Origin of the sequence: Aneurinibacillus terranovensis DSM 18919, from assembly GCF_000430625.1 — a bacterium.
Classification (GTDB): domain Bacteria; phylum Bacillota; class Bacilli; order Aneurinibacillales; family Aneurinibacillaceae; genus Aneurinibacillus_B; species Aneurinibacillus_B terranovensis.
Genome location: NZ_AUMJ01000062.1, coordinates 14,787 through 33,704, shown reverse-complemented (window position 1 = coordinate 33,704; position 18,918 = coordinate 14,787). Strand labels below are relative to the sequence as shown.

At 42.0% G+C, this 18,918-nt stretch carries 18 protein-coding genes and 2 pseudogenes; 6 read left to right on the top strand and 14 right to left on the bottom strand.

Features of this window, described 5'->3' with window-relative positions:
• The 4 genes and pseudogenes from H525_RS0111945 to H525_RS26340 form a co-directional block, all read left to right on the top strand.
• Positions 1–778, top strand: a 778-nt coding sequence (locus tag H525_RS0111945; RefSeq protein ID WP_027416417.1) for a site-specific integrase, incomplete at its 5' end; no start/stop codon positions are given.
• Positions 771–1,763 (top strand): tyrosine-type recombinase/integrase, encoded by a 993-nt coding sequence (locus tag H525_RS0111940; RefSeq protein ID WP_027416416.1) that lies wholly within the window; start codon positions 771–773, stop codon positions 1,761–1,763. The genes H525_RS0111945 and H525_RS0111940, both read left to right, overlap by 8 nt.
• Positions 1,744–2,775, top strand: coding sequence for a tyrosine-type recombinase/integrase (locus H525_RS0111935; protein ID WP_245590474.1), 1,032 nt, complete (start codon positions 1,744–1,746; stop codon positions 2,773–2,775). The genes H525_RS0111940 and H525_RS0111935 overlap by 20 nt, the downstream gene beginning before the upstream one ends.
• Before the next feature lie 123 nt (positions 2,776–2,898).
• Positions 2,899–3,297, top strand: a pseudogene (locus tag H525_RS26340) (ATP-binding protein); the annotation flags it as partial.
• On the opposite strand, the gene H525_RS0111930 reads toward H525_RS26340, so the two are convergent.
• From H525_RS0111930 to H525_RS28640, 9 genes and pseudogenes are all read right to left on the bottom strand, one after another.
• Positions 3,264–3,542, bottom strand: a complete 279-nt coding sequence (locus H525_RS0111930) for a hypothetical protein (protein WP_027416414.1) — start codon at positions 3,540–3,542, stop codon at positions 3,264–3,266. The pseudogene H525_RS26340 and the gene H525_RS0111930 sit on opposite strands and share 34 nt — an antisense overlap.
• 337 nt (positions 3,543–3,879) lie before the next feature.
• Positions 3,880–4,227: a hypothetical protein gene (locus tag H525_RS0111920; protein ID WP_155837246.1), complete on the bottom strand. Its 348-nt coding sequence runs from the start codon at positions 4,225–4,227 to the stop codon at positions 3,880–3,882.
• A gap of 7 nt (positions 4,228–4,234) precedes the next feature.
• On the bottom strand, positions 4,235–6,118 hold the full coding sequence (locus H525_RS0111915; protein WP_027416412.1) for a sigma-54-dependent Fis family transcriptional regulator: 1,884 nt from the start codon (positions 6,116–6,118) through the stop codon (positions 4,235–4,237).
• Positions 6,119–6,382: 264 nt separating this feature from the next.
• The gene (locus tag H525_RS0111910; RefSeq protein ID WP_027416411.1) at positions 6,383–7,441 is read right to left on the bottom strand and encodes a 2,3-butanediol dehydrogenase; all 1,059 of its coding nucleotides are present in this window, start codon (positions 7,439–7,441) and stop codon (positions 6,383–6,385) included.
• A 21-nt stretch (positions 7,442–7,462) separates the two neighbouring features.
• Entirely contained in the window at positions 7,463–8,842 is a 1,380-nt protein-coding gene (gene lpdA / locus H525_RS0111905) for a dihydrolipoyl dehydrogenase (RefSeq protein ID WP_027416410.1), read from the bottom strand.
• A gap of 15 nt (positions 8,843–8,857) precedes the next feature.
• Positions 8,858–10,096: a dihydrolipoamide acetyltransferase family protein gene (locus tag H525_RS0111900; protein WP_027416409.1), complete on the bottom strand. Its 1,239-nt coding sequence runs from the start codon at positions 10,094–10,096 to the stop codon at positions 8,858–8,860.
• Positions 10,097–10,126: 30 nt separating this feature from the next.
• A complete protein-coding gene (locus tag H525_RS0111895) occupies positions 10,127–11,161 on the bottom strand; it encodes an alpha-ketoacid dehydrogenase subunit beta (RefSeq protein WP_035100836.1) in 1,035 nt (344 codons plus the stop codon).
• Positions 11,162–11,183: 22 nt separating this feature from the next.
• Positions 11,184–12,176 carry a thiamine pyrophosphate-dependent dehydrogenase E1 component subunit alpha gene (locus tag H525_RS0111890; RefSeq protein WP_027416407.1) on the bottom strand — a complete coding sequence of 331 codons (993 nt, stop codon included), beginning with the start codon at positions 12,174–12,176 and terminating at the stop codon, positions 11,184–11,186.
• 180 nt (positions 12,177–12,356) lie between these two features.
• Positions 12,357–12,544 (bottom strand): annotated as a pseudogene (locus H525_RS28640) (DUF6884 domain-containing protein); the annotation flags it as partial.
• A 124-nt stretch (positions 12,545–12,668) separates the two neighbouring features.
• On the opposite strand from H525_RS28640, the gene H525_RS27315 reads away from it, so the two are divergent.
• The gene (locus H525_RS27315; protein WP_155837245.1) at positions 12,669–12,908 is read left to right on the top strand and encodes a hypothetical protein; all 240 of its coding nucleotides are present in this window, start codon (positions 12,669–12,671) and stop codon (positions 12,906–12,908) included.
• A 179-nt stretch (positions 12,909–13,087) separates the two neighbouring features.
• Here the strand turns inward: H525_RS27315 and H525_RS23820 are convergent, their stop codons facing one another.
• Positions 13,088–14,635, bottom strand: a complete 1,548-nt coding sequence (locus tag H525_RS23820; protein ID WP_051330994.1) for an alkaline phosphatase family protein — start codon at positions 14,633–14,635, stop codon at positions 13,088–13,090.
• 407 nt (positions 14,636–15,042) lie between these two features.
• Between H525_RS23820 and H525_RS29005 the strand changes: the two genes are divergently transcribed.
• Positions 15,043–15,174 carry a hypothetical protein gene (locus tag H525_RS29005; protein ID WP_281172613.1) on the top strand — a complete coding sequence of 44 codons (132 nt, stop codon included), beginning with the start codon at positions 15,043–15,045 and terminating at the stop codon, positions 15,172–15,174.
• A gap of 154 nt (positions 15,175–15,328) precedes the next feature.
• Here H525_RS29005 and H525_RS0111875 read toward each other — a convergent pair whose 3' ends face one another.
• From H525_RS0111875 to H525_RS0111860, 4 genes are all read right to left on the bottom strand, one after another.
• On the bottom strand, positions 15,329–15,700 hold the full coding sequence (locus tag H525_RS0111875; RefSeq protein WP_211237005.1) for a hypothetical protein: 372 nt from the start codon (positions 15,698–15,700) through the stop codon (positions 15,329–15,331).
• 234 nt (positions 15,701–15,934) lie between these two features.
• Positions 15,935–16,063 carry a hypothetical protein gene (locus H525_RS29000; protein WP_281172612.1) on the bottom strand — a complete coding sequence of 43 codons (129 nt, stop codon included), beginning with the start codon at positions 16,061–16,063 and terminating at the stop codon, positions 15,935–15,937.
• 182 nt (positions 16,064–16,245) lie between these two features.
• Entirely contained in the window at positions 16,246–18,087 is a 1,842-nt protein-coding gene (locus tag H525_RS0111865) for a chemotaxis protein CheW (protein WP_027416404.1), read from the bottom strand.
• Positions 18,071–18,844 carry a ParA family protein gene (locus H525_RS0111860; RefSeq protein ID WP_211237004.1) on the bottom strand — a complete coding sequence of 258 codons (774 nt, stop codon included), beginning with the start codon at positions 18,842–18,844 and terminating at the stop codon, positions 18,071–18,073. The genes H525_RS0111865 and H525_RS0111860 overlap by 17 nt, the downstream gene beginning before the upstream one ends.
• Positions 18,845–18,918: the final 74 nt, after the last annotated feature.

The following is an 18,918-nucleotide window of genomic DNA, read 5'->3' as shown; positions in this document are numbered from 1 at the left end:
CATTAGTGAAATCACGCTTGAAATCATCTCGGATTATGTCATTAGCGTTTGTCCTAATCATGAAAAAAGTATAGCGTCCATACTGACTACGTTGAGAGTGTTTCTGAGGTTCCTCTATCTACATGGATACATCAAAGAAGACCTGTCGCTTAGCGTGCCAAAGCAGAATAAATATAGATACCCTTCCGTTCCGTCTACCTGGGAGCCGGACGAGGTAAAACGGATGCTTGGTGCTATTGATCGGGCAAGCCCTCTCGGAAAACGAGACTATGCCATTCTTCTACTTGTTGCAAAGCTTGGAATACGGGCTGGCGATATTAAGGCGTTGAAACTTTCGGACTTAAATTGGACTTCCAAAACCATTACCATCACGCAGGAAAAAACAAAAGTCGAAGTTACTTATCCAATTTTGCATGACGTGGGCTGGGCATTAATCGATTATCTCAAACATGCCCGTCCTGTCTGCGATACACCATATTTGTTTGTGCGGCTAAATGCCCCTTTTGAAGCTTTCGGTGAAAACGCCAATCTTCATAACATTATTACAAAATACACACGCTTGGCCGGAATTACTGTTCCTCGCGGGAAACGGCACGGTCTTCATTCGTTAAGACACTCGCTTGCAAGTACGCTATTGGAGCAGGGAGCATCCCTTGCCGTTATCTCTGAAATCCTAGGTCACGTAGACTCAAAGTCTACTTCAGTGTATCTGCACACGGATATGAAAGGGCTGACAGCCTGTGCGCTTGACCCGGAGGAGGTAATGCTCCATGTCTGAATCTTGCAGGTACAAGAGTGCACTTTCCGTCCCTATTGAAGGCTACATCGCTGAGAAGCAGGCTCTTGGGTATGCATTTAAGAAAGGTGCCGCTTTGCTGAAGAGCTTTAATTCTTACGTTCATAGCCACTACCCGACTGAGACCATTCTAAGTAAGCAACTGGTGATGGAGTGGACTGCTCGGAAGCCCAATGAGACCATATCCACCCAATGTGGCAGGATTTCATTGCTGCGAGGGTTAGCAGAGTACATGAATCGCGTAGGGTATTCAGCATATGTATATCCCAAAGCAATGAACACTGTAGACAGATATACTTACATGCCTTACATATTTTCGAATAGCGAAGTGAAACGAATATTTGAGGTGTGCGATCAGTATCCGCCAAACAGCTGCGCACCTAACCGGCATTTGGTATTGCCACTATTAATTCGTATGCTTTACGGATGTGGTCTCCGAATTTCAGAGGCGGTGCAATTGACAATCCCAGATGTTGATCTGAACAATGGTTCCTTATACATTCACAATGCTAAGTTCAACAAAGAGCGGATATTACCTATGTCAGAAAGTCTCATACAGCGATGCCGGGAATACTGTAAAACTGTCGACATTGGAAAGTTAGGAAACCCGTACTTCTTTCCTTCTCCATATGGCGGACATTATTCTGAGGCAACCCTGTACAAGCTCTTTAGAGATGTGCTTCGGAAAGCGGGAATTTCACATCTAGGGAGGGGAAAAGGTCCACGCATTCACGATTTTCGGCATACCTTCGCTGTAAATTGCTTAAAGAAGTGGGTCTTAGACGGAAGGGATCTTAACAACAGTCTTCCTTATCTTTCGGCCTATCTCGGTCATGAAGACATGCGTGGCAGTCAAAGATATTTGCGACTGACTTCTGATTTATATCCTGACATAACAAGTAAGATCGAAGAAAGCTGCTCATACATCATTCCGGAGGTGAAGCAGTATGAAGTTGAAGCAGACTGACTTTGCGAAGACACTTGCTCGGTATCTGACAGATTTTCTGCCCGGACAGAGAAACGTCAGTCCCAATACGATTAAATCCTATCGTGACACCTTCAAGCAATATCTTAAGTTTATGCAAGAGGAAAAGCAGAACAGGCCGGAAAAGATTTCGTTTGCTTCTGTGACCACGCAGAGTATTAAGGATTTCTTGTACTGGCTCGAATCTTCCAAAAATGTAAGTACTAGCACCCGGAACCAACGGTTAGCCGCCATTCACAGTTTTTTCAGATACGCTCAAAGCGAAAACCCAGAAATCCTGTTTGAGAGCCAAAAGATTCTCGCCATTCCATTTAAGAAAAAACAACAACAGACGATAGCGCATCTCTCTATGGATCAGTTGTCATATTTGTTCGAACAACCTGATACATCCACGAAAAGAGGACGCCGTGACTTGGCTTTAATGGTCGTTCTCTACGATGCCGGTGCGAGAGTACAGGAATTGATCGATTTAAAGGTCTGTGACGTAAGATTGGCCCAGCCCGCAACGATCACTTTGACTGGAAAAGGTAACAAGAAAAGGAACATTCCGATTATGGCTAAGACTAAAAGCATTCTTGAAAATTACATGACTGAAAACCATCTCCTTGAAAACGGACGACAGCAAAGCCCCTTGTTCCACAACAGCAGATACCAACCGTTTACAAGACCTGGTATTACGTACATCCTCGATAAGTATTTCAAGCAAGCAAAGCTTAGAAACCTTAGAGAAATATTTCCTAATAAGCTGCATCCGCATAGGCTGAGGCACTCAAAAGCTCTACATCTGTTGGAATCCGGTGTGAATCTTATTTATATCCGCGATTTGTTGGGTCATGTTAGTGTGACTACAACTGAGATATATTTGAGGTTTGATACGGAGATCAAAAGAAAGGCTTTGGAAGCGGCATATCCTCAAGTAAACAGCCAGGATGCTCCCGCATGGGAGGAAAACACAGATATCCTTCAGTGGTTGCACAACCTTTGCCATTCATAATTATTATGGAAAGATTTCGGAAATGCCTAACGATGATTCTAAGGCGCTACCGAAAATCTTTCCATAACTAAATTCTTTCGATAATTCCCATTATGGAAATTTTTCTATAAAGGAAAGACACATCTCGCCATTGCATTAGGTCGTGAGGCCGTAACCGGCGGTTACGCTGTCTTGTTTAGAACGGCACAGCAACTCGTAGAGGAGCTGTATGCCTCCCTGGCAGATGGTACGGTGGCCAAGAGAATTCAAAGTTATCTGCGGAACGATCTGTTGATTATTGATGAATTTGGCTATCTTCCTATGGATGAAACGGCCTCTAACCACTTTTTCCAGGTTGTTTCCCATCTATATGAACAGAAATCAATGATTGTAACAAGCAACTTGTCCTTTCGAGAATGGCCAACGGCCTTTTCATCGGAAGCGATTGCAGTGGCAACTCTAGATCGACTTCTTCATCATAGTCACCGCCTTGTATTTAACGGCGATAGTTATCGTCTAAAAGGTAAAAGGGAAGCAAACTGAGGAGATTTTTCTTGGCCGTAAGTGATGATTTTCCGGTGGCCGTTGACACCCCCGACCGTAATCCCTTCCAGTACAACTTTTGTTTCAGAAAGTGTAAGAGTATTTTCCTCGATCGCATTGGAGTGATATGTCCACTCTACAATTAGATGTTCACGCAACGTTTTTACCATATGAGTTGAAAACGGTCTTTTCTGATCGAGTTCCTTTTTCTTTTTATCAATCTTCTTTAATAATGCCGCATTCATTATAATCCTCCATTCGTTATCAATAAGCGATCTTTTTTTGTTATAGTTCATTATATCCGGAAACATACAAACAAAAAAGCCAACGAAGTTTTACGTTCGCTGGCTTGTCCTTATTGCGGATTCATTTTTACCCGGACATTCCAGACAAATTGATTGTAGGTTTGTTTCAGCTGCTTTCATTAAAAGTTCCCCTTAATGCTGAGGAAAAAGAAACTGTCGATGAATGGCTAGAGGAATCTATTGGAGAAAACACAAACTTTAATTGAACAATGTTTCCTATAAATCTATAAGTTCATTTTTACTTGTGCATATTTTTCTTCTTTTTCGTCTTCACCTTCTACTCTATAGCCCATCGCAGCGTAGCCTTTAGACGTTCGTCCGTTCGACCTTGAAAAATGCTGCAAAACAACGCAATTTTCTTTTCTGGAGAAGAGGTCTTATGCACCCTTGTTTCTTGATTTTCTGTATATGTATTTCTTTCCTCACAGAGGATATCTTTTGTAACAATAGAATCAGAAGAAGTCATTTTATGATTATGTGCACCACAATCATGAGCAAGTTGTTTGTTATGTTTTGTATTTGCACTAATGTAATAACTTTTAATAAAAAGAACGTTCCCATTATTCCAGGAGCGTCCTTCGTATAAAAAAGATGTATATAAACTCACTGTTTTGAAGCCATCCAAATCGATATTATAACCCGAATTTCTGAAGCCGTTTGTAAAAAGTACTCCTTGGTATATTTAAAAATTTTGCTGCAGCCGTAACATTTCCTTTTGTCTTTTGTAACGCCTCTAACATTAGATCCCTTTGAATTTTTTCTCGTATGTTAAGTTCGGGGGCTGTATCGTCTACCTCGTTAAATTGTCCTATGGATTGGCGGCCTGAATTCTGAATGGTTTCAGATGGAAATAGTAAATTTAATAATTCGTCTATGTCTACTTGTTCGTCCGACAGCAAAATATACATTCGTTCCATAGTATTTACTAATTCTCTTATATTTCCGGGCCAATAATAATTTTTCAATCGATTCAATAGTTCGTCAGCAAAAGGAATGTTCCAGTTATTTTTTTGACAAAAATAACGAACAAGATACGGAAGATCCTCCTTTCTTTCACGCAGAGGAGGTACTGATATCGGGTACACATTAAGACGATAAAATAAGTCCTTCCGAAAGATCCCTTCATATACTAGATCGGCAAGATTTCGGTGAGTCGCCGTAATAATACGTATATCTAAGGGGATTTCTTTTGTACCCCCAATCGGGACAACCTTCCGTTCCTGTAGCACACGTAAAAGTGCTACCTGCATGGACGATGGCATTTCACCAATTTCATCAAGAAAAATCGTTCCGTGGTTAGCTTGTTCAAATTTCCCCTTATATCCCTGTCGTTTTGCCCCGGTAAAAGCCCCTTCAACATAACCAAACAATTCACTCTCCATTAAATCTTTCGGTAATGATCCGCAATTAAGAGCGATAAACGGTCCGTTTTTGCGAGGGCTATTTTCATGAATGGCCCGGGCAACCAGTTCTTTCCCTGAACCTGTTTCACCTGTTATACAAACACTTGAATCTGTAGGTGCAACCAGCTTTATTCTTTTTAAAGTATCCTGAAAAGACTTACTCACCCCTACTTCTCCATTAAAATAAAATGGTTTAGATGATGAAGCTGTAAAAAATCTATTTGGGTTAACCTGTGTTTTTTCTGACAAAAATAAACATTTTCCCATCACGGTGTTATCTTCATTGAAAGGTAAAAGGGTTTCTGCTTCAATTTGATAGCCGTTTAGTAAAAGCTCATTGAGGCTCATACCAATCGATTGGGGAACTTTACTACGAATTGGTTTGCTTGCGGAAATAACAACTTCTTTTTGGTTACAAACGACAAAGGATTGATTGTGATAGGTTTCTGCTAATTCAATGGATTGTTGAATGAGCGCCAGTTCCTTTTTAGAGGAGCGCTTACTTAGTTCACGCTCGATCGTATAAGAAATAGAGGCAACCATCCCAAGCATAAAGGGATGTGAACGATCCACTGGGCACGAAACATCAATTACCCCGAGGATTTGTCCATCTTCATTAAAAATGGGCATGGCTGCACAACTCCAATTATGAGAAGCAATGGAATAATGTTCAGTACCGTTAATCATAATACCTTCTCCAGTCTGTAAAGCCGTTCCAATCGCGTTTGTACCGACCTCAGTCTCAGTCCAACGTACACCCTCAACAAAATTTATTTTGCATGCTTCATGAAGTGTTTGGTCATTTCCTGACAAGGACAATACATATCCATCTGCATCGACTAAGAGGGCCATCATTCCTGCTTCTCTAATTGCCGGGTTCATTCGAGCTAAATGGGGCGTTGCTACATCCATAAGCTGTGCATTCTTTTCTCTCTGAATGTTTAATAAGTCGCCCGATAATACAAGCTGACCTTTGTTTAAATAGGGATTTACCTGTTCTTTTTTGCAGCGATACCATGATTCCATAATTCGTTTGTTTAAACGGGCCGAATCAAGAACTCCTTCGTTTACAAATCGCTTCCAGGTATTTAAATAACAAATAGTTGTGGACATGGAATCCTCCTCTAATCATTAGGCTTAAACACTATCCACATTGATTTGAGAAATACTACTTGTTGATTATACGCTAGTGAGAGTGATGCTGGACGGTTCTTAAAACGGGTCTTTAATTGGGGGTTCATTTCATTATTATAGTAAACTTTTGTATTCGCTTTCAATATAGTTTTTCTTATTTCTGTTAAAATTAAAAAAATAGCTTCGCGTAAATTTTACGCAAAGCTTTATCGAATTCCCTAATTTTAAGATGAATAGTAGTTTTTATGAGGATGGATTTACCAGTATTTTAATTTGGTTCTTGCTTTGAGTTAATGCTTCGAAACCTTGAGAAACAATATGTTGCAGGTTGATTTTTTTGGTAACTAATTCTGATGCCTGAATTTGACCGTTGGCAATAAGTTGAATAACTTGAGGAAAAATGTTTCGATAAGCAATGATACTAGTCATCTTTCGTTCGGTTAAAATAAAATTGTTCATCGGGATCGCGGCTGGCCGTTCCCATATACTAATATTAACTACATTGCCTTCTGAACGTGTTGATTCGATAGCCGCATTAATAGTAGATTCAATTCCCGCCACTTCAAAGGCTACATCCACACCCAGACCATTTGTATGCTCTTTAATGATTTGAACAACATCCACTTCTAATGGGTTGACAACCATATGAGCTCCGATTTTCTTCGCAATCTTCCTTCGTTCCGGGGATACTTCAACAGCAATAATTTGGCTGGCTCCCGCCGCCTTAGCTGCTTGAATGACCAATAGCCCAATCGGACCCGTACCAAACACAGCCACTGAATCTCCAATTTTCAATCCACTCTGACGAACGGCATGAACCGCGACGGCAGTAGGTTCCACCAAAGCGGCTTGTTCCCAGGTCATATGGTCCGGAATTTTATGGACCATACTGGCCGGCACCACACTGTATTCTGCAAATCCACCAAAACCACCGGATAGCCCAACAAATCCCAACTGTTCACAAACATTATAATGCCCTTTAAGGCAGGATGCACATTTACCGCAGCTTAAAATAGGCTCTACACAAACTCTTTCCCCTACTTTGACGCTTGTGACAGATTCACCTACTTCTACTACCTCACCGGAAAACTCATGCCCCATTATGATGGGAGCTTTATCTTTGGAGATTGGATGTGGTTCCTCAACAGGAACAAAGATAGGACCCGCCAAATATTCATGGAGATCAGAACCGCAAATTCCACAATAGGAAACTTTAATTTTAACGTCGTTCTTTCCGACTGAAGGTTCCGCTATATCTTCTACACGGATATCTCTTAACCCATACCAAAATGCAGCTTTCATTCTTTCTCTCCTTTCTTGTTTTCAAACATGTACTGCTTGCCCTGCGGCACTTAGTAATGCTTCATGAATGGACTCGGATAATGTTGGATGTGCTGTTATCATCCCTTCGGTAAAATCTGTTGTCATCTCCGCGTGCATCATGACGGCCCCCTGGCCAATTAATTCCGTAGCATGGGGACCTATGATCGAAAAACCAAGGATTTCATTATATTGAGGTTCTACGATTACTTTTACTTTTCCAATCCGTTCGTTGGAAATTAAAGCTTTTCCATTTGCTGAAAACGGAAACTCACCTATTTTAATATCACCGTACTGTTGTCTTGCCTGTGTTTCAGTCATGCCTACGCTGGCTATCTCAGGAGAGGTATAAATGCATCGAGGAACAGCCCGGTAATCTACTTTTACATCATGGTTAGATGCATTCAACGCAGCAACGGTTCCCTCATGAAAAGCAACATGAGCAAGCTGGATTCCTCCAATCACATCACCACACGCATAGATAGAAGGAATGCTCGTTTGCATTCGTTCATTTACGTTAATTCCTTGTCTGGAAAAATCAATCCCAATATTCTCTAAACCTAGATCGGCTACTCTTGGTTTTCTGCCAATGGACACGAGTACATAATCTGCTTCCATTTCATAAATACCTTCGTCGTTTTCCAACAATGCCTTCTTCTTTCCCGCATTCAAATCTCTTACAGAAGTGGAAGTATGAACGTTGACACCGTGACTTTCCAATTCCTTATGTAACACAGAAACGATGTCCTTATCCTCCCCCGGCAGGAGTTGTTCCGCCATCTCGACAATGGTTACGTTCGTTCCCATTCGGCTATAGAGGCTTGCAAACTCGCATCCAATCACTCCACCACCTATAATCAGAAGAGAAGAAGGAATGGACGGAAGCGACATCGCCTGGCCGCTATGGATAATCCACTTTCCATCAAAAGGTGAAAATGAAAGGGGAATGGGTTCTGACCCTGAAGCAATAATGATTTGACTGGCTTCAACCTCTTCCAGAGAGTTGTCGGTCTTTACACTTAATCGATGACTTGTTAAAAAGGAAGCTTCCCCTCGTATCACTTGAATCTTATTTTTCCTCATTAAATACTGAATACCTTGAACGAGTGTAGCGACAATTCCGTTTTTACGCTGTTGTATCACATCCCAATTTATTCCGATGGTTTCAGATTGCAAGTTGACACCAAACTCTGTTGCATTTTTTACGAGTTCATAGATGTCAGCACTTTGCAATAAAGATTTAGTTGGTATGCAGCCTTCATTTAAGCACGTTCCTCCTAATGGTCCCTGATCAATAAGAGTCACTTTGTTTCCTTGGCGGACAGCGGTAATAGCCGCTACATACCCAGCAGGACCGCCTCCGATAATCGCTATGGATGGCAAAGGGTTTCCTCCCTTCTATAAAAGCATGGTCAACGGCTCTTCTAAGTATTGTTTAATTGTTTTCAAAAAGACTGAAGCAGGGACTCCATCAAGAACACGATGATCAAAAGTTAAACTAAGCGGCAGAATACGTCTTATCTTCAATTCTTCATGAATATATAGTGGACTATCAAAGGCAGCACCGACCCCTAGAATTCCTGCTTCTGGAGGGTTTAAGATTGGGGTGAAGTGTTCCACTCCATAGCTGCCAAGATTACTAATGGTAAAAGTCGAACCTTGCATTTCTTCACTTGTAAGTTGTCCTTCTCTGGCTCGTTCGGCAAGCTCTTTACTATTTTTGGATAATTCTAGTACTGTGCAGGTTTCAGCATGCCGGATTACCGGAACTACTAATCCTTTCTCTACAGCTACAGCGATACCTAGATGGATATGCTCAAAAAAATGGATAGTATCTCCTATATAAGCACTATTCATTTGCGGATGCTCTTTTAATGAAAGAACCACCGCACGGGCAACAAAATCTGTCACTGTCAATTTAACTTCGGTACGCCTTTGAATGACTGAGGCTGCTTGTTTTTGTAGTGTTATTAAATCCGTTACATCTGCTTTCATTGTGATTGTTAATTGCGCGCTATTTCGTAAGCTATCCTGCATCCGGGCTGCAATTACTTTTCGCATACCGCTTACCGGGACCTGCTTTCCTTTCTCTTCCAATTGCGCAGGAGAAACAATATTGCCTGCTTTTTTCTCAGGTGTTGATTCCAATGAACGGGATCTCCTAATTGCTTCCTCAACATCTTCCTTTGTAATTCTTCCGCCTGGTCCTGTTCCTTGAATATTCTCAAGCTTGAGGTTAGCTGTCTGTGCCATTTTTCGGGCAACAGGAGAAATTTTAACTCTTACATCGTCATTGCTAGTCGACAGAGTTGAGGTCTCATGTGTCTTGACAGCTTCTTTAATTTCAATTTTTGACTTGTTTTCTTGTACGTTGACCTCGTTCGTTATCACTTCTTCACCTGGGTTCCCGATATAACATATCACTGTACCAGGAGGGACACCCTGTCCCTCTGGTACGGTGATTTTTACCACGGTTCCTTCTACCGGAGATTCAACGTCAATTTCAATTTTCTCTGAATTGACACTCGCGATCGTTTCTCCCTTTTCTACCGAATCCCCAACTTTCTTATTCCAGAACGCCACTGTGCCTTCCTTCATCGCCATTCCTAGTTTCGGCATGACCACTTCTACAGCCATCCGCTTTCTCTCCCTTCTATCTTTGTTCTCTTATACGCCGAGAGGAAAGGATTCCCCTAATAACTCTGACACTACTTTGATTACTTTTTCCGGTGAAGGAAGATAGATATCTTCTAGCGTTGGTGAAAATGGTACAGGAGTATGCGGTGCTGTAATCCGTTTAATTGGCGCATCAAGCGAATCGAAACCTTTGTCTGCAACTAGAGCTGAAATATCAGTGGCAATGCTGCATCTTGGATTTGCCTCATCAATGACGATGAGCCGATTGGTTTTGGCAACAGAGGAAAGGATCGTTTCTTCATCAAGTGGTGATAAGCTTCGCGGATCTACGACCTCAATCCGGATTCCTTTTGCTGCAAGCTGTTCAGCCGCCTGCAAAGCCGTATGAACTTGTTTGCCGATGGCTACAATCGTTAAATCTGTACCTTCCCTCTTAATTTCTGCTTTTCCGATTGGAAGCGTATAATATCCTTCTGGCACTTCTCCAGTCATGTTATAAAGTGTTTTATCCTCAAAAAATACGACCGGATCATTATCTTCAATTGCCGCAAGCAGCAAACCCTTTGCATCAAAAGGGGTGGATGGAACGACCACTTTTAGTCCCGGAATCGCTGTAAACAGAGCATATAAACTTTGAGAATGCTGAGCGGCAGCTCGAAAACCCGCTCCATGCATCGTGCGAATGGTAATAGGGACCTGAGCTTTTCCTCCAAACATATAACGGAACTTTGCCCCTTGATTCATCACCTCGTCCAAACAGCTTCCGATAAAATCATTAAACATTAACTCAGCAATCGGTCGCAAGCCTGTTGAAGCAGCTGCCATGGCTGCTCCCATATAACCTGCTTCCGCAATGGGTGTATCTAAAATCCGATCGCGGCCAAATTCTTGAACTAATCCTTTTGTAACACCTAATACGCCTCCCCAAGCCTCTTCATCCTGCAGGTGATCAACTTCTGCTCCACCTGCTACATCCTCCCCCATCAAAATGACGTTTTCATCTTTTCTCATTGCAAGCTTTATCGCTTCATTAATTGCAGCTGACATACTCAATGTTCTAGTCATTATGAATTCCTCCCTTTTTTTATTAATAAGATACATATACGTCCGTTAACAATTCGGAAGCGTTTGGATATGGACTCTCCTCACTAAATTTGACCGCTTCTTTAACGGACTCTTCAACTGAAGATTCTAGTAAAGCCAGCTCCTGTTCGGTCAACAGCTGCTGTTTCAGCAAGTATTGTCTAAATTGAACAATGGCATCTTTCTCTAGCAAATGTTCTTTCTTTTCTTGTTCGGTTTTATATTTCTGGGCATCTCCCTCAAAGTGTCCATAATTACGATAGGTCACACACTCTATCAATGTTGGTCCTTCTCCCCTGCGGGCTCTTTGGACCGCTTCTTCTGCAGCCTGGTAAACTGCTACTACATCTTTTCCATCCACTCGAATGCCAGGAATATTGTAACCAATGGCACGATCAACAATGGATTTACAACTGGAGGCATAGGTAAATGGGGTAGCCTCAGCATAGCCGTTATTCTCCGCAACGAAGACAACAGGAAGATTCCATATGGCAGCCAGATTAATACCTTCATGAAACGTACCATGATTGTTAGCCCCATCTCCAAAAAAGCAAACGCTTACATTTTTGGTTTTCTTGTATTTTGCGGTTAAAGCGGCACCACAGGCCAACGGGAAGCCTCCTCCAACAATTCCATTAGCTCCTAACATTCCTTTGTCTAAATCCGCAATATGCATAGACCCGCCTTTGCCTTTACACAATCCTGTCGCCTTTCCATAAATTTCAGCCATCATTCCATTTAATTCGCAGCCTTTAGCAATACAATGTCCATGCCCCCGATGGGTACTGGTAATACTGTCTTGATCAGTTAGGTGAGCACAAACCCCAACTGCAACTGCTTCCTCTCCGGCATATAAATGAACAAAGCCTGGCAGGATTCCCTGCGCAAACAATTCATGTACCTTGTCTTCAAATTTACGGATTTCTAGCATTTTTTTATACATCCAATGCGCTTTTTCCTGAGATAATAACGTCTCTTTGCTTTGCATCGTTTCCATTTTCTAGCCTCCTATCGTAATTTTGGATCACTTTATACTAAAGCAAGTATCATACCAAAATGAGAAAGGCGTAAAAAACCGGATTTAGCCATTTATAAGACAACAAAAGGAGACAAAATGAGACTGGTGTCTTGTTTTGTCTCCTTTTGAGTATGTTCACTTTTTCTAGATGTTTACTATGTTCTGATAAATAATGTCTGTAGGATAAAGAAAACCATGTTTGGTAGATAATATGACCCAGTCATCAAAAAATCGAGAAGTATATGCCTGACACGTTTGCCGAAAGTTCCTATATACACTTCCTTAGCTTTTGTAGGCCCTGCATCGGGTTTCTTATCCCAAATTTTCTTTGCTCCACAAGGAATGATACAGCCGTTTCATTTTCTGTTTACTCCTTCTTCGTTTAAAAGACTGTTTGAAAACAAATCACTAGCTGCTCCAATCAATAAGTATTCAAAGAATGTAAAAGAGGTTGATAAGATTAAAGAGTTCATGAGAAAAACTCACGGGCGTTGCCGCTCGGCCTTTTTCTGCTGGGTAGCGAAACGGCCGCTTAGTGACCGGAAGGTCGGACCGACAAAACATTCGGGTATCTCAAGGATGGAGACAATTGTCGGTCTGATCGACCTTCCGGCCACACGCTCCACATCGAAAAAGAAACGTTCGGCACACCCCCGTGAGTTTTTCTCAGGTGACCAATGGAAGAAAGCATATGTTGCTTTAACACTGTAAAGCAACATATACTTTCCTTAACGATAAAAAAGAACGGCCCTCCCAATTGGGTAGCCGTTCTTTCATTAACTTGCTATTTGATTATCGGTTTTACTTGTCGGATTTGCTTTCTTTTCTACCGTTTTGATCTTGATGATTTCCATCCTGGTGTCCGTTTTGATGATTGACAAATTGCCAATCTAGTTTTCGTTCTTCTTGTCTTGAACTAGTTTTTTGCTTGGCTGAACAGGCTGCCCTGTTATCGGATCAAGGAACAGCTTTTTAGCAGACGGGTGTTTAAAGTCAAACATATTCTCGATACTGCCCGCAACCGCATCAAAAGAGTGGTCACCGATACGTCCCAGGTTCCAGTTATCTTCGATGAAGCGAAGAATAGAGGACTGGTCGGTTAGCGTATGGTCTACAAAATTGGTTTTTGCATACGGAGATACAACCAGCAGCGGAAGGCGCGGGCCGTAACCGGCACGGTTTAAATAGCTGCCAAGTTTCGGTTCACCGGCATTGCCCTGACCATATAATGCATCGGTTTCCGGGTCATTTGAACCGTTAACCAGCGGGGTATGCATCACATGGTCATACCAGCCGTCAGAGTCATCATAAGCCAAGATAACAGCGGTATCTTTCCACTCAGGGAGCTTCTGCAGGTGGTTAATCGTGTCAACAATAAAGTGCTGTTCATCGAGCGGATCCGAATACCCTGCATGGCCATCCTGGTAATTCGGAGCTTTTAGATAGCTCACTGCCGGCAGGTTATGGGAATCAGCTGCACTCCAGAAATCCTGCATATCATACTGATGGTTAGCCTGATCAGTATGTCCAATCATAGCCGTTGAAGTAGGCGGCAGATGGTTCGGATTGGATGTTGATTTATAATACTGGAACGGCTCGTGGTGCGGATTGTAGTCGATTGATGAGCCTCCGGCGATATTGTTGTGTTTAGCAGATGTATCACGGAATCCGCCCTGGAACCAGCCCCAGGTAATGTTCTTTGCGTTTAACAGGTCACCAACGTTTTTTCCGTCCATAGCAACCTGGGCGCGGGTAGCATTTGAAGCTTTGTCGTAAAACGGATCCGGGTCACCGATTACGGTACCATTCACCACATTATCTTTGATATCGCCTTTCTTTTCTCCTTTTAGATAACCTGTAGCTCCGTGGGTTTGTCCGGAGATAAGGTTTAGGGCACCTGGTGTGGAAGGTCCGAACGTTGTGTTAAAGGAGTTATCGCTCATTGCATAGTTTTGCGCATAATTCCAGAGACCAGTAACGGTATTTCCATCATAGTAATTCATAACCATGGATTTATCCTTACCGCCCGAAGTATTTTCAACGAATTTGTCCATTTTCCCGCCATTAAACGCTTTTTGCTCAGCCGTATACTCGTGGTCCATGTCATCGGTTACAGCCTGCGAACGATCCAGGCGTTTAGGGTTAAATGCATTTGGGTTCTTGCTCAACAATTCCTTTGTTAATCCGTTAACAGCAGGAGTGTGAGGTTTAGCTGTAAATACCGGCTCGCCTTTTGGATTAGCGGCGCGTGGATATGTACCGAAGTAGTGGTCGAAAGAAACGTTTTCCCCAAAAATAACAACAACATGTTTTATAGGTGTTGTGGTGTCAATTGATGGGTTTTTCGCCGCCGGTGCTGCAGCATCAGCCATAGAGGAAAATCCAAATACGGAACAAATGGCAGCTGTGGTTACTACGTTCAATAACTTTTTCTTCATGACTATCTCCTCTCGTACCTGTATTACAATGTAGTGATTAGTTTTAGCATAGAGAAAGATTGTTAAAATTCTGCTGTTAAAATGTTAATCGGGCGTAAATTCTGTAAAAAAAGAGAACCTGCACCATCTCTCCTTGTTATATTATATTCACCTTACTTTAGAAAAATGGACAGCTCCCCTAAATTCGGGGCTAGACCTGCATATTGATAGGTAGTACCATCAACGTCTACTTGGCTATACTTTCTTAAAGGGGTCTTTATTTCTCTTGGTGGAGAACATTATTTATCGTATACACCAAAATAAGAAAAACTCGCGGGCGTTGCCGCTCGTCCTTTTTCTGCAGGGAAGCGAAACGGCCGCTTAGTGACCGGAAGGTCGGACCGACAAAACATCCGGGTACCTCAAGGATGGAGACAATTGTCGGTCTGATCGACCTTCCGGCCACACGCTCCACATCGAAAAAGCAACGTTCGGCACACTCCCGCGAGTTTTTCTCAGGTGACCCATGGAGGAAAGTATATGTTGCTTTAACACTGTAAAGCAACATATACTTTCTTTAACGTTAAAAAAAGCACTTAATCAGCGCTTTTAAATACTGAAATCGCAACATATTCTCTCTCCGTTATCTAGTTCATTTCTTCAGCACGTTTGTGCTTTCTTCTTCCTTCCCTAACTCTATCCAGTTTTTCATTATCAGTCTTCTTTTTGCTCGTTGCATAGTTTGAAACGTTGCATCTCAACATCATCTTTGAATTCAATAGTTGTTGCTGAAGGCTGATTTCCCGTTCCGCCGTACCCCGAAGCCATACTGACCTGCGTCGACAAAATGACACCGGAAGTCACATCGATGACGTTGTGTACCAAATAACATAAATAGGCTTCCTGTCCTTTGCTCTTCTTATATAACCGGGCGTCCGCATCTGTTACACTTCGGTGTGTCGCATTAGAAAACTTCTTGCCGTGAAAGTCTTCATGGACCGCCTCTTCTTGTCGTCGTGTCGTCTTTGAAGCGGATCCTGTGGATGGCGACGGAGGCGGATCTGAATCATCCTTTTTCTGGCCCATAGGCATTTCGTCTTGATCCTGACGAGCTAATCCTGACAGGTACTCCTCGATGGATCTGCCCCTTTTTTGTGCTCGCCATTACGATAAAATCTTTGCGCCGTTTCAATACATACTATCCACAAATCATACATACTGCTCATATTGACTTATTATTGTTCAAACGTGGTGTTATTCAAAAGACAAACCTTTTGTATCCATAGCTTCAAGCGGTTTGGTGAATGTTTTACAGTTCAATTACTCTGCTCCCGCCTTATCTGATTTTTCGGTTTGTCTGGGATTTACTAACTCTGGACAATCAACTTCCAATTGGCGGATGATTTCCTCGATTTCCTCCGGTGTGAGAATTTCCTTTTCCTCTCCCATATTTAGAGCCTCCTTGCTATCAAATCATAAACATACACACGTTACTTGCAATCATTACCAATTAAGCAAGTGATTGCTACGATGCCATCATCTCTTCTATGGCAGAAACCGCTTTGAATCTTTCCCCGCAATTGCTATCCAGTCTCAGTTAGGCTTCATTTTAAAATAAGCAATTTCCCTTGCTATTGTCCGATGACAAAATCAAGGACAGCCGTCAGATCAATAATCAGAATGGGCCTTTTCCCTTCGTTCAATTTTCCAATATGATGGATAAATTTCTTTTTGTTTTCGGCTTCTAACGCCCGGGTAGTCTCTTCAAGAAGATCCTTATTCACCCTGACGACTTCTGTAACAGAATCAATCATTAAACCTATCCGTTGTTTTTTGTATTCAACAACCAAAAGCATGGAAAGGGCACTCTTGTTTGTTAAGGATTTTCCAAAAAATGCTCTCAAATTTAAAACAGGTATGATATCTCCCCTTAGGTTTACCATTCCATCAATGAAATCAGGAGCTCCTGGGAAACTGTAAATTTCATCCATTCTATTAACTTCACAAACATAATTGATTCTTATACCATATTCTTCATTATCAACTTTAAAAGCTACAATCTGCTCCTGATCTAAAAATTGATTCTCCGGCATTTCTTCGTTAATCATAACGTTTCCGCTTGCGCCGCATGTCAGATGATCGAAGTTAATCGCGCGTAAATTGTTCAGGGATGCTAATTTGCGCGGATCAAGGATCATAACAACCTGTTTCCCATTGCTTAAATTGGCAAATTCACGTATAAACTGCTTTTCAGCATTTTTGACTATGTCGAAAGGTTTGTAAAAAAGTTTTCTTGGAACACGTGCCACTTCCGACACTTTATCGACAATAACTCCATAGGAGAAATCGCCGGCATCCGCAACAATAATTCTGGTAGTTTCATAAACGCCGTGATGTTCTGCGCCAAAAAGTTTTGCCAGATTGATTACCGCAAGAAGATTGTTCCTTACAGACACAACACCTTCCACATAATATGGAGAATTGGGAACTTTCAAAAGCTCAACATATCGCAGGATTTCTTTAACATTCCTAACATCAAGGGCATATTGCTCATCGTTGATGTAGAAAATGACCAACTCTGCTTCATCCCCATGATGTGATGCTGGAGAAAAAGACCCATCACGATCCGATGTCTTGTCGCTTAAAAAATCCTTTTCCATCTGCTCAAATTTCACAACGTTCTCCACATCTAAGACCATAATGATACTTCTTCCATTGTCTCCCAATACAATACCGATAATATTCCTGCTTTGATTATGCTTTATATTAGCTGGCGGCTCCAAAATGGATGAGGCTTTTATGCTGATCACTTCTGAAATCCCATCGGTTATAATCCCTACATTCCTGCCATGAATGTCGGCAACGATGATCCTGCTGTCATCATTGTATTCCTTCTCCGGCATATGTAAACACCTGCGAATGTCGACAACTGGCAGGATGCTGCCCCTTAGGCTGCACAACCCTGCGACATTTGCAGGGGCATGGGGAACCCTCTTTATTTTATCAACCTTTATGATTTCTTTTACATTCACCAGCCTAAACGCAAACTGTTCGGCTCCCACCCAGAAAACAACAAGATCAAGATTATCAATCTCATCGTTATGTAAGACTTCATCATTTTCCGGGTTGCGAAAATCTCCCTCAGTTAACGTCATCACTCCGATGTTTGGCTTGTTTATATCGTTGCTTTGTCCATCCTCTTCTCGGATGCAACTTTGAACATCAAACGCGTCATCTCGGACTGCTTCACCCGACCACTCGTTTTCACTTGCATGCACCTGCCGCACTAAAAGAGCTTCTTTCAGACGGGATGACTGTGTTCCCTCTCTAACTTCTCCTTGGAGAATAACCGTTGACTCGTCATGCTGCCCGGCAACCGATGCTTTTTCCGCCTTCTCCTTCTTTCGTATCATTTCATTTTTCATCTTTTCCAAATTCGTTTGGTCTTTTTTACGATCACTCTTCCTGGGCATATCTGCTTATCACCTTTTTAACGATGCTCAGAAACTGCCGAGCAGATTCATCATCATATTCAAAAACAGTTTTTCCCAGTTTTCCGGCCTCTGCAATCTTTACCCTGCGATGTATGGGTTCGGTCAGTAGATGATCGTCCGCAATAAATTCCTTCATTAACTTTAAGTTTTCTTTCGAGTCGTTGGTTCTCTGATCAAACATGTTGGGTACAATCAGCTTTATCATACCGGAATTCAGCCTCATATCCGAAAGATATTCGTAAATGTTCCCTACAGCTCTAACGGATGCAGCTTGCAGCTGGACGGGTATGATGATTCCATCGACATAACACAAGACTGCATCATTCACCTTGCTTCGCTGAGGCCCGCAGTCAATAATCACGAAATCGTAGCCAAAAGATTTAAGATCGTTCAGTTTTTCTTCCAAGACCAGGTCAATTCTCGACACCCTGAACAACTCCGTATTCATCAGGTCAATTGAACCGGAAGGCAATAAATCCAGATTATCCCTGGCATGGATAAGGCATTCCTCAAGCTTGGTATTTCTTCTTTCGTCAATGAGATTGTAAAATGTTTTTTTATAATCTTGCAAAGTAAAACCAAGAAAAAGACTTGCATCGTTCTGCCCGTCCATATCAACCAATAATACCTTATATCCGTCAAGAGCAAGACCGTGAGCAATATGTACAGCAATCGTGCTCTTACCTACTCCTCCCTTGTTATTAAAAACGGCATACTTTACCATTTTTTCATTCATATTGCCCTCCCGCAAAAAGATTGCAAATCCGCTTTATTTTTCTTCTGGGCCAACGCGCTTCTAACATTACCTAT

Coding starts and splice junctions, on each gene's coding strand:
- H525_RS0111865 (WP_027416404.1), bottom strand. CDS start 18,087: ATGCCCAGGAAGAGTGATCGTAAAAAAGACCAAACGAATTTGGAAAAG.
- H525_RS0111900 (WP_027416409.1), bottom strand. CDS start 10,096: ATGGCTGTAGAAGTGGTCATGCCGAAACTAGGAATGGCGATGAAGGAA.
- H525_RS23820 (WP_051330994.1), bottom strand. CDS start 14,635: ATGAAGAAAAAGTTATTGAACGTAGTAACCACAGCTGCCATTTGTTCC.
- H525_RS27315 (WP_155837245.1), top strand. CDS start 12,669: ATGAGAAAAACTCACGGGCGTTGCCGCTCGGCCTTTTTCTGCTGGGTA.
- H525_RS0111910 (WP_027416411.1), bottom strand. CDS start 7,441: ATGAAAGCTGCATTTTGGTATGGGTTAAGAGATATCCGTGTAGAAGAT.
- H525_RS0111860 (WP_211237004.1), bottom strand. CDS start 18,844: ATGAATGAAAAAATGGTAAAGTATGCCGTTTTTAATAACAAGGGAGGA.
- H525_RS29000 (WP_281172612.1), bottom strand. CDS start 16,063: ATGGGAGAGGAAAAGGAAATTCTCACACCGGAGGAAATCGAGGAAATC.
- H525_RS0111935 (WP_245590474.1), top strand. CDS start 1,744: ATGAAGTTGAAGCAGACTGACTTTGCGAAGACACTTGCTCGGTATCTG.
- H525_RS29005 (WP_281172613.1), top strand. CDS start 15,043: ATGGAGACAATTGTCGGTCTGATCGACCTTCCGGCCACACGCTCCACA.
- H525_RS0111875 (WP_211237005.1), bottom strand. CDS start 15,700: ATGGGCCAGAAAAAGGATGATTCAGATCCGCCTCCGTCGCCATCCACA.
- H525_RS0111890 (WP_027416407.1), bottom strand. CDS start 12,176: ATGGAAACGATGCAAAGCAAAGAGACGTTATTATCTCAGGAAAAAGCG.
- H525_RS0111930 (WP_027416414.1), bottom strand. CDS start 3,542: ATGAATGCGGCATTATTAAAGAAGATTGATAAAAAGAAAAAGGAACTC.
- H525_RS0111915 (WP_027416412.1), bottom strand. CDS start 6,118: ATGTCCACAACTATTTGTTATTTAAATACCTGGAAGCGATTTGTAAAC.
- H525_RS0111895 (WP_035100836.1), bottom strand. CDS start 11,161: ATGACTAGAACATTGAGTATGTCAGCTGCAATTAATGAAGCGATAAAG.
- H525_RS0111940 (WP_027416416.1), top strand. CDS start 771: ATGTCTGAATCTTGCAGGTACAAGAGTGCACTTTCCGTCCCTATTGAA.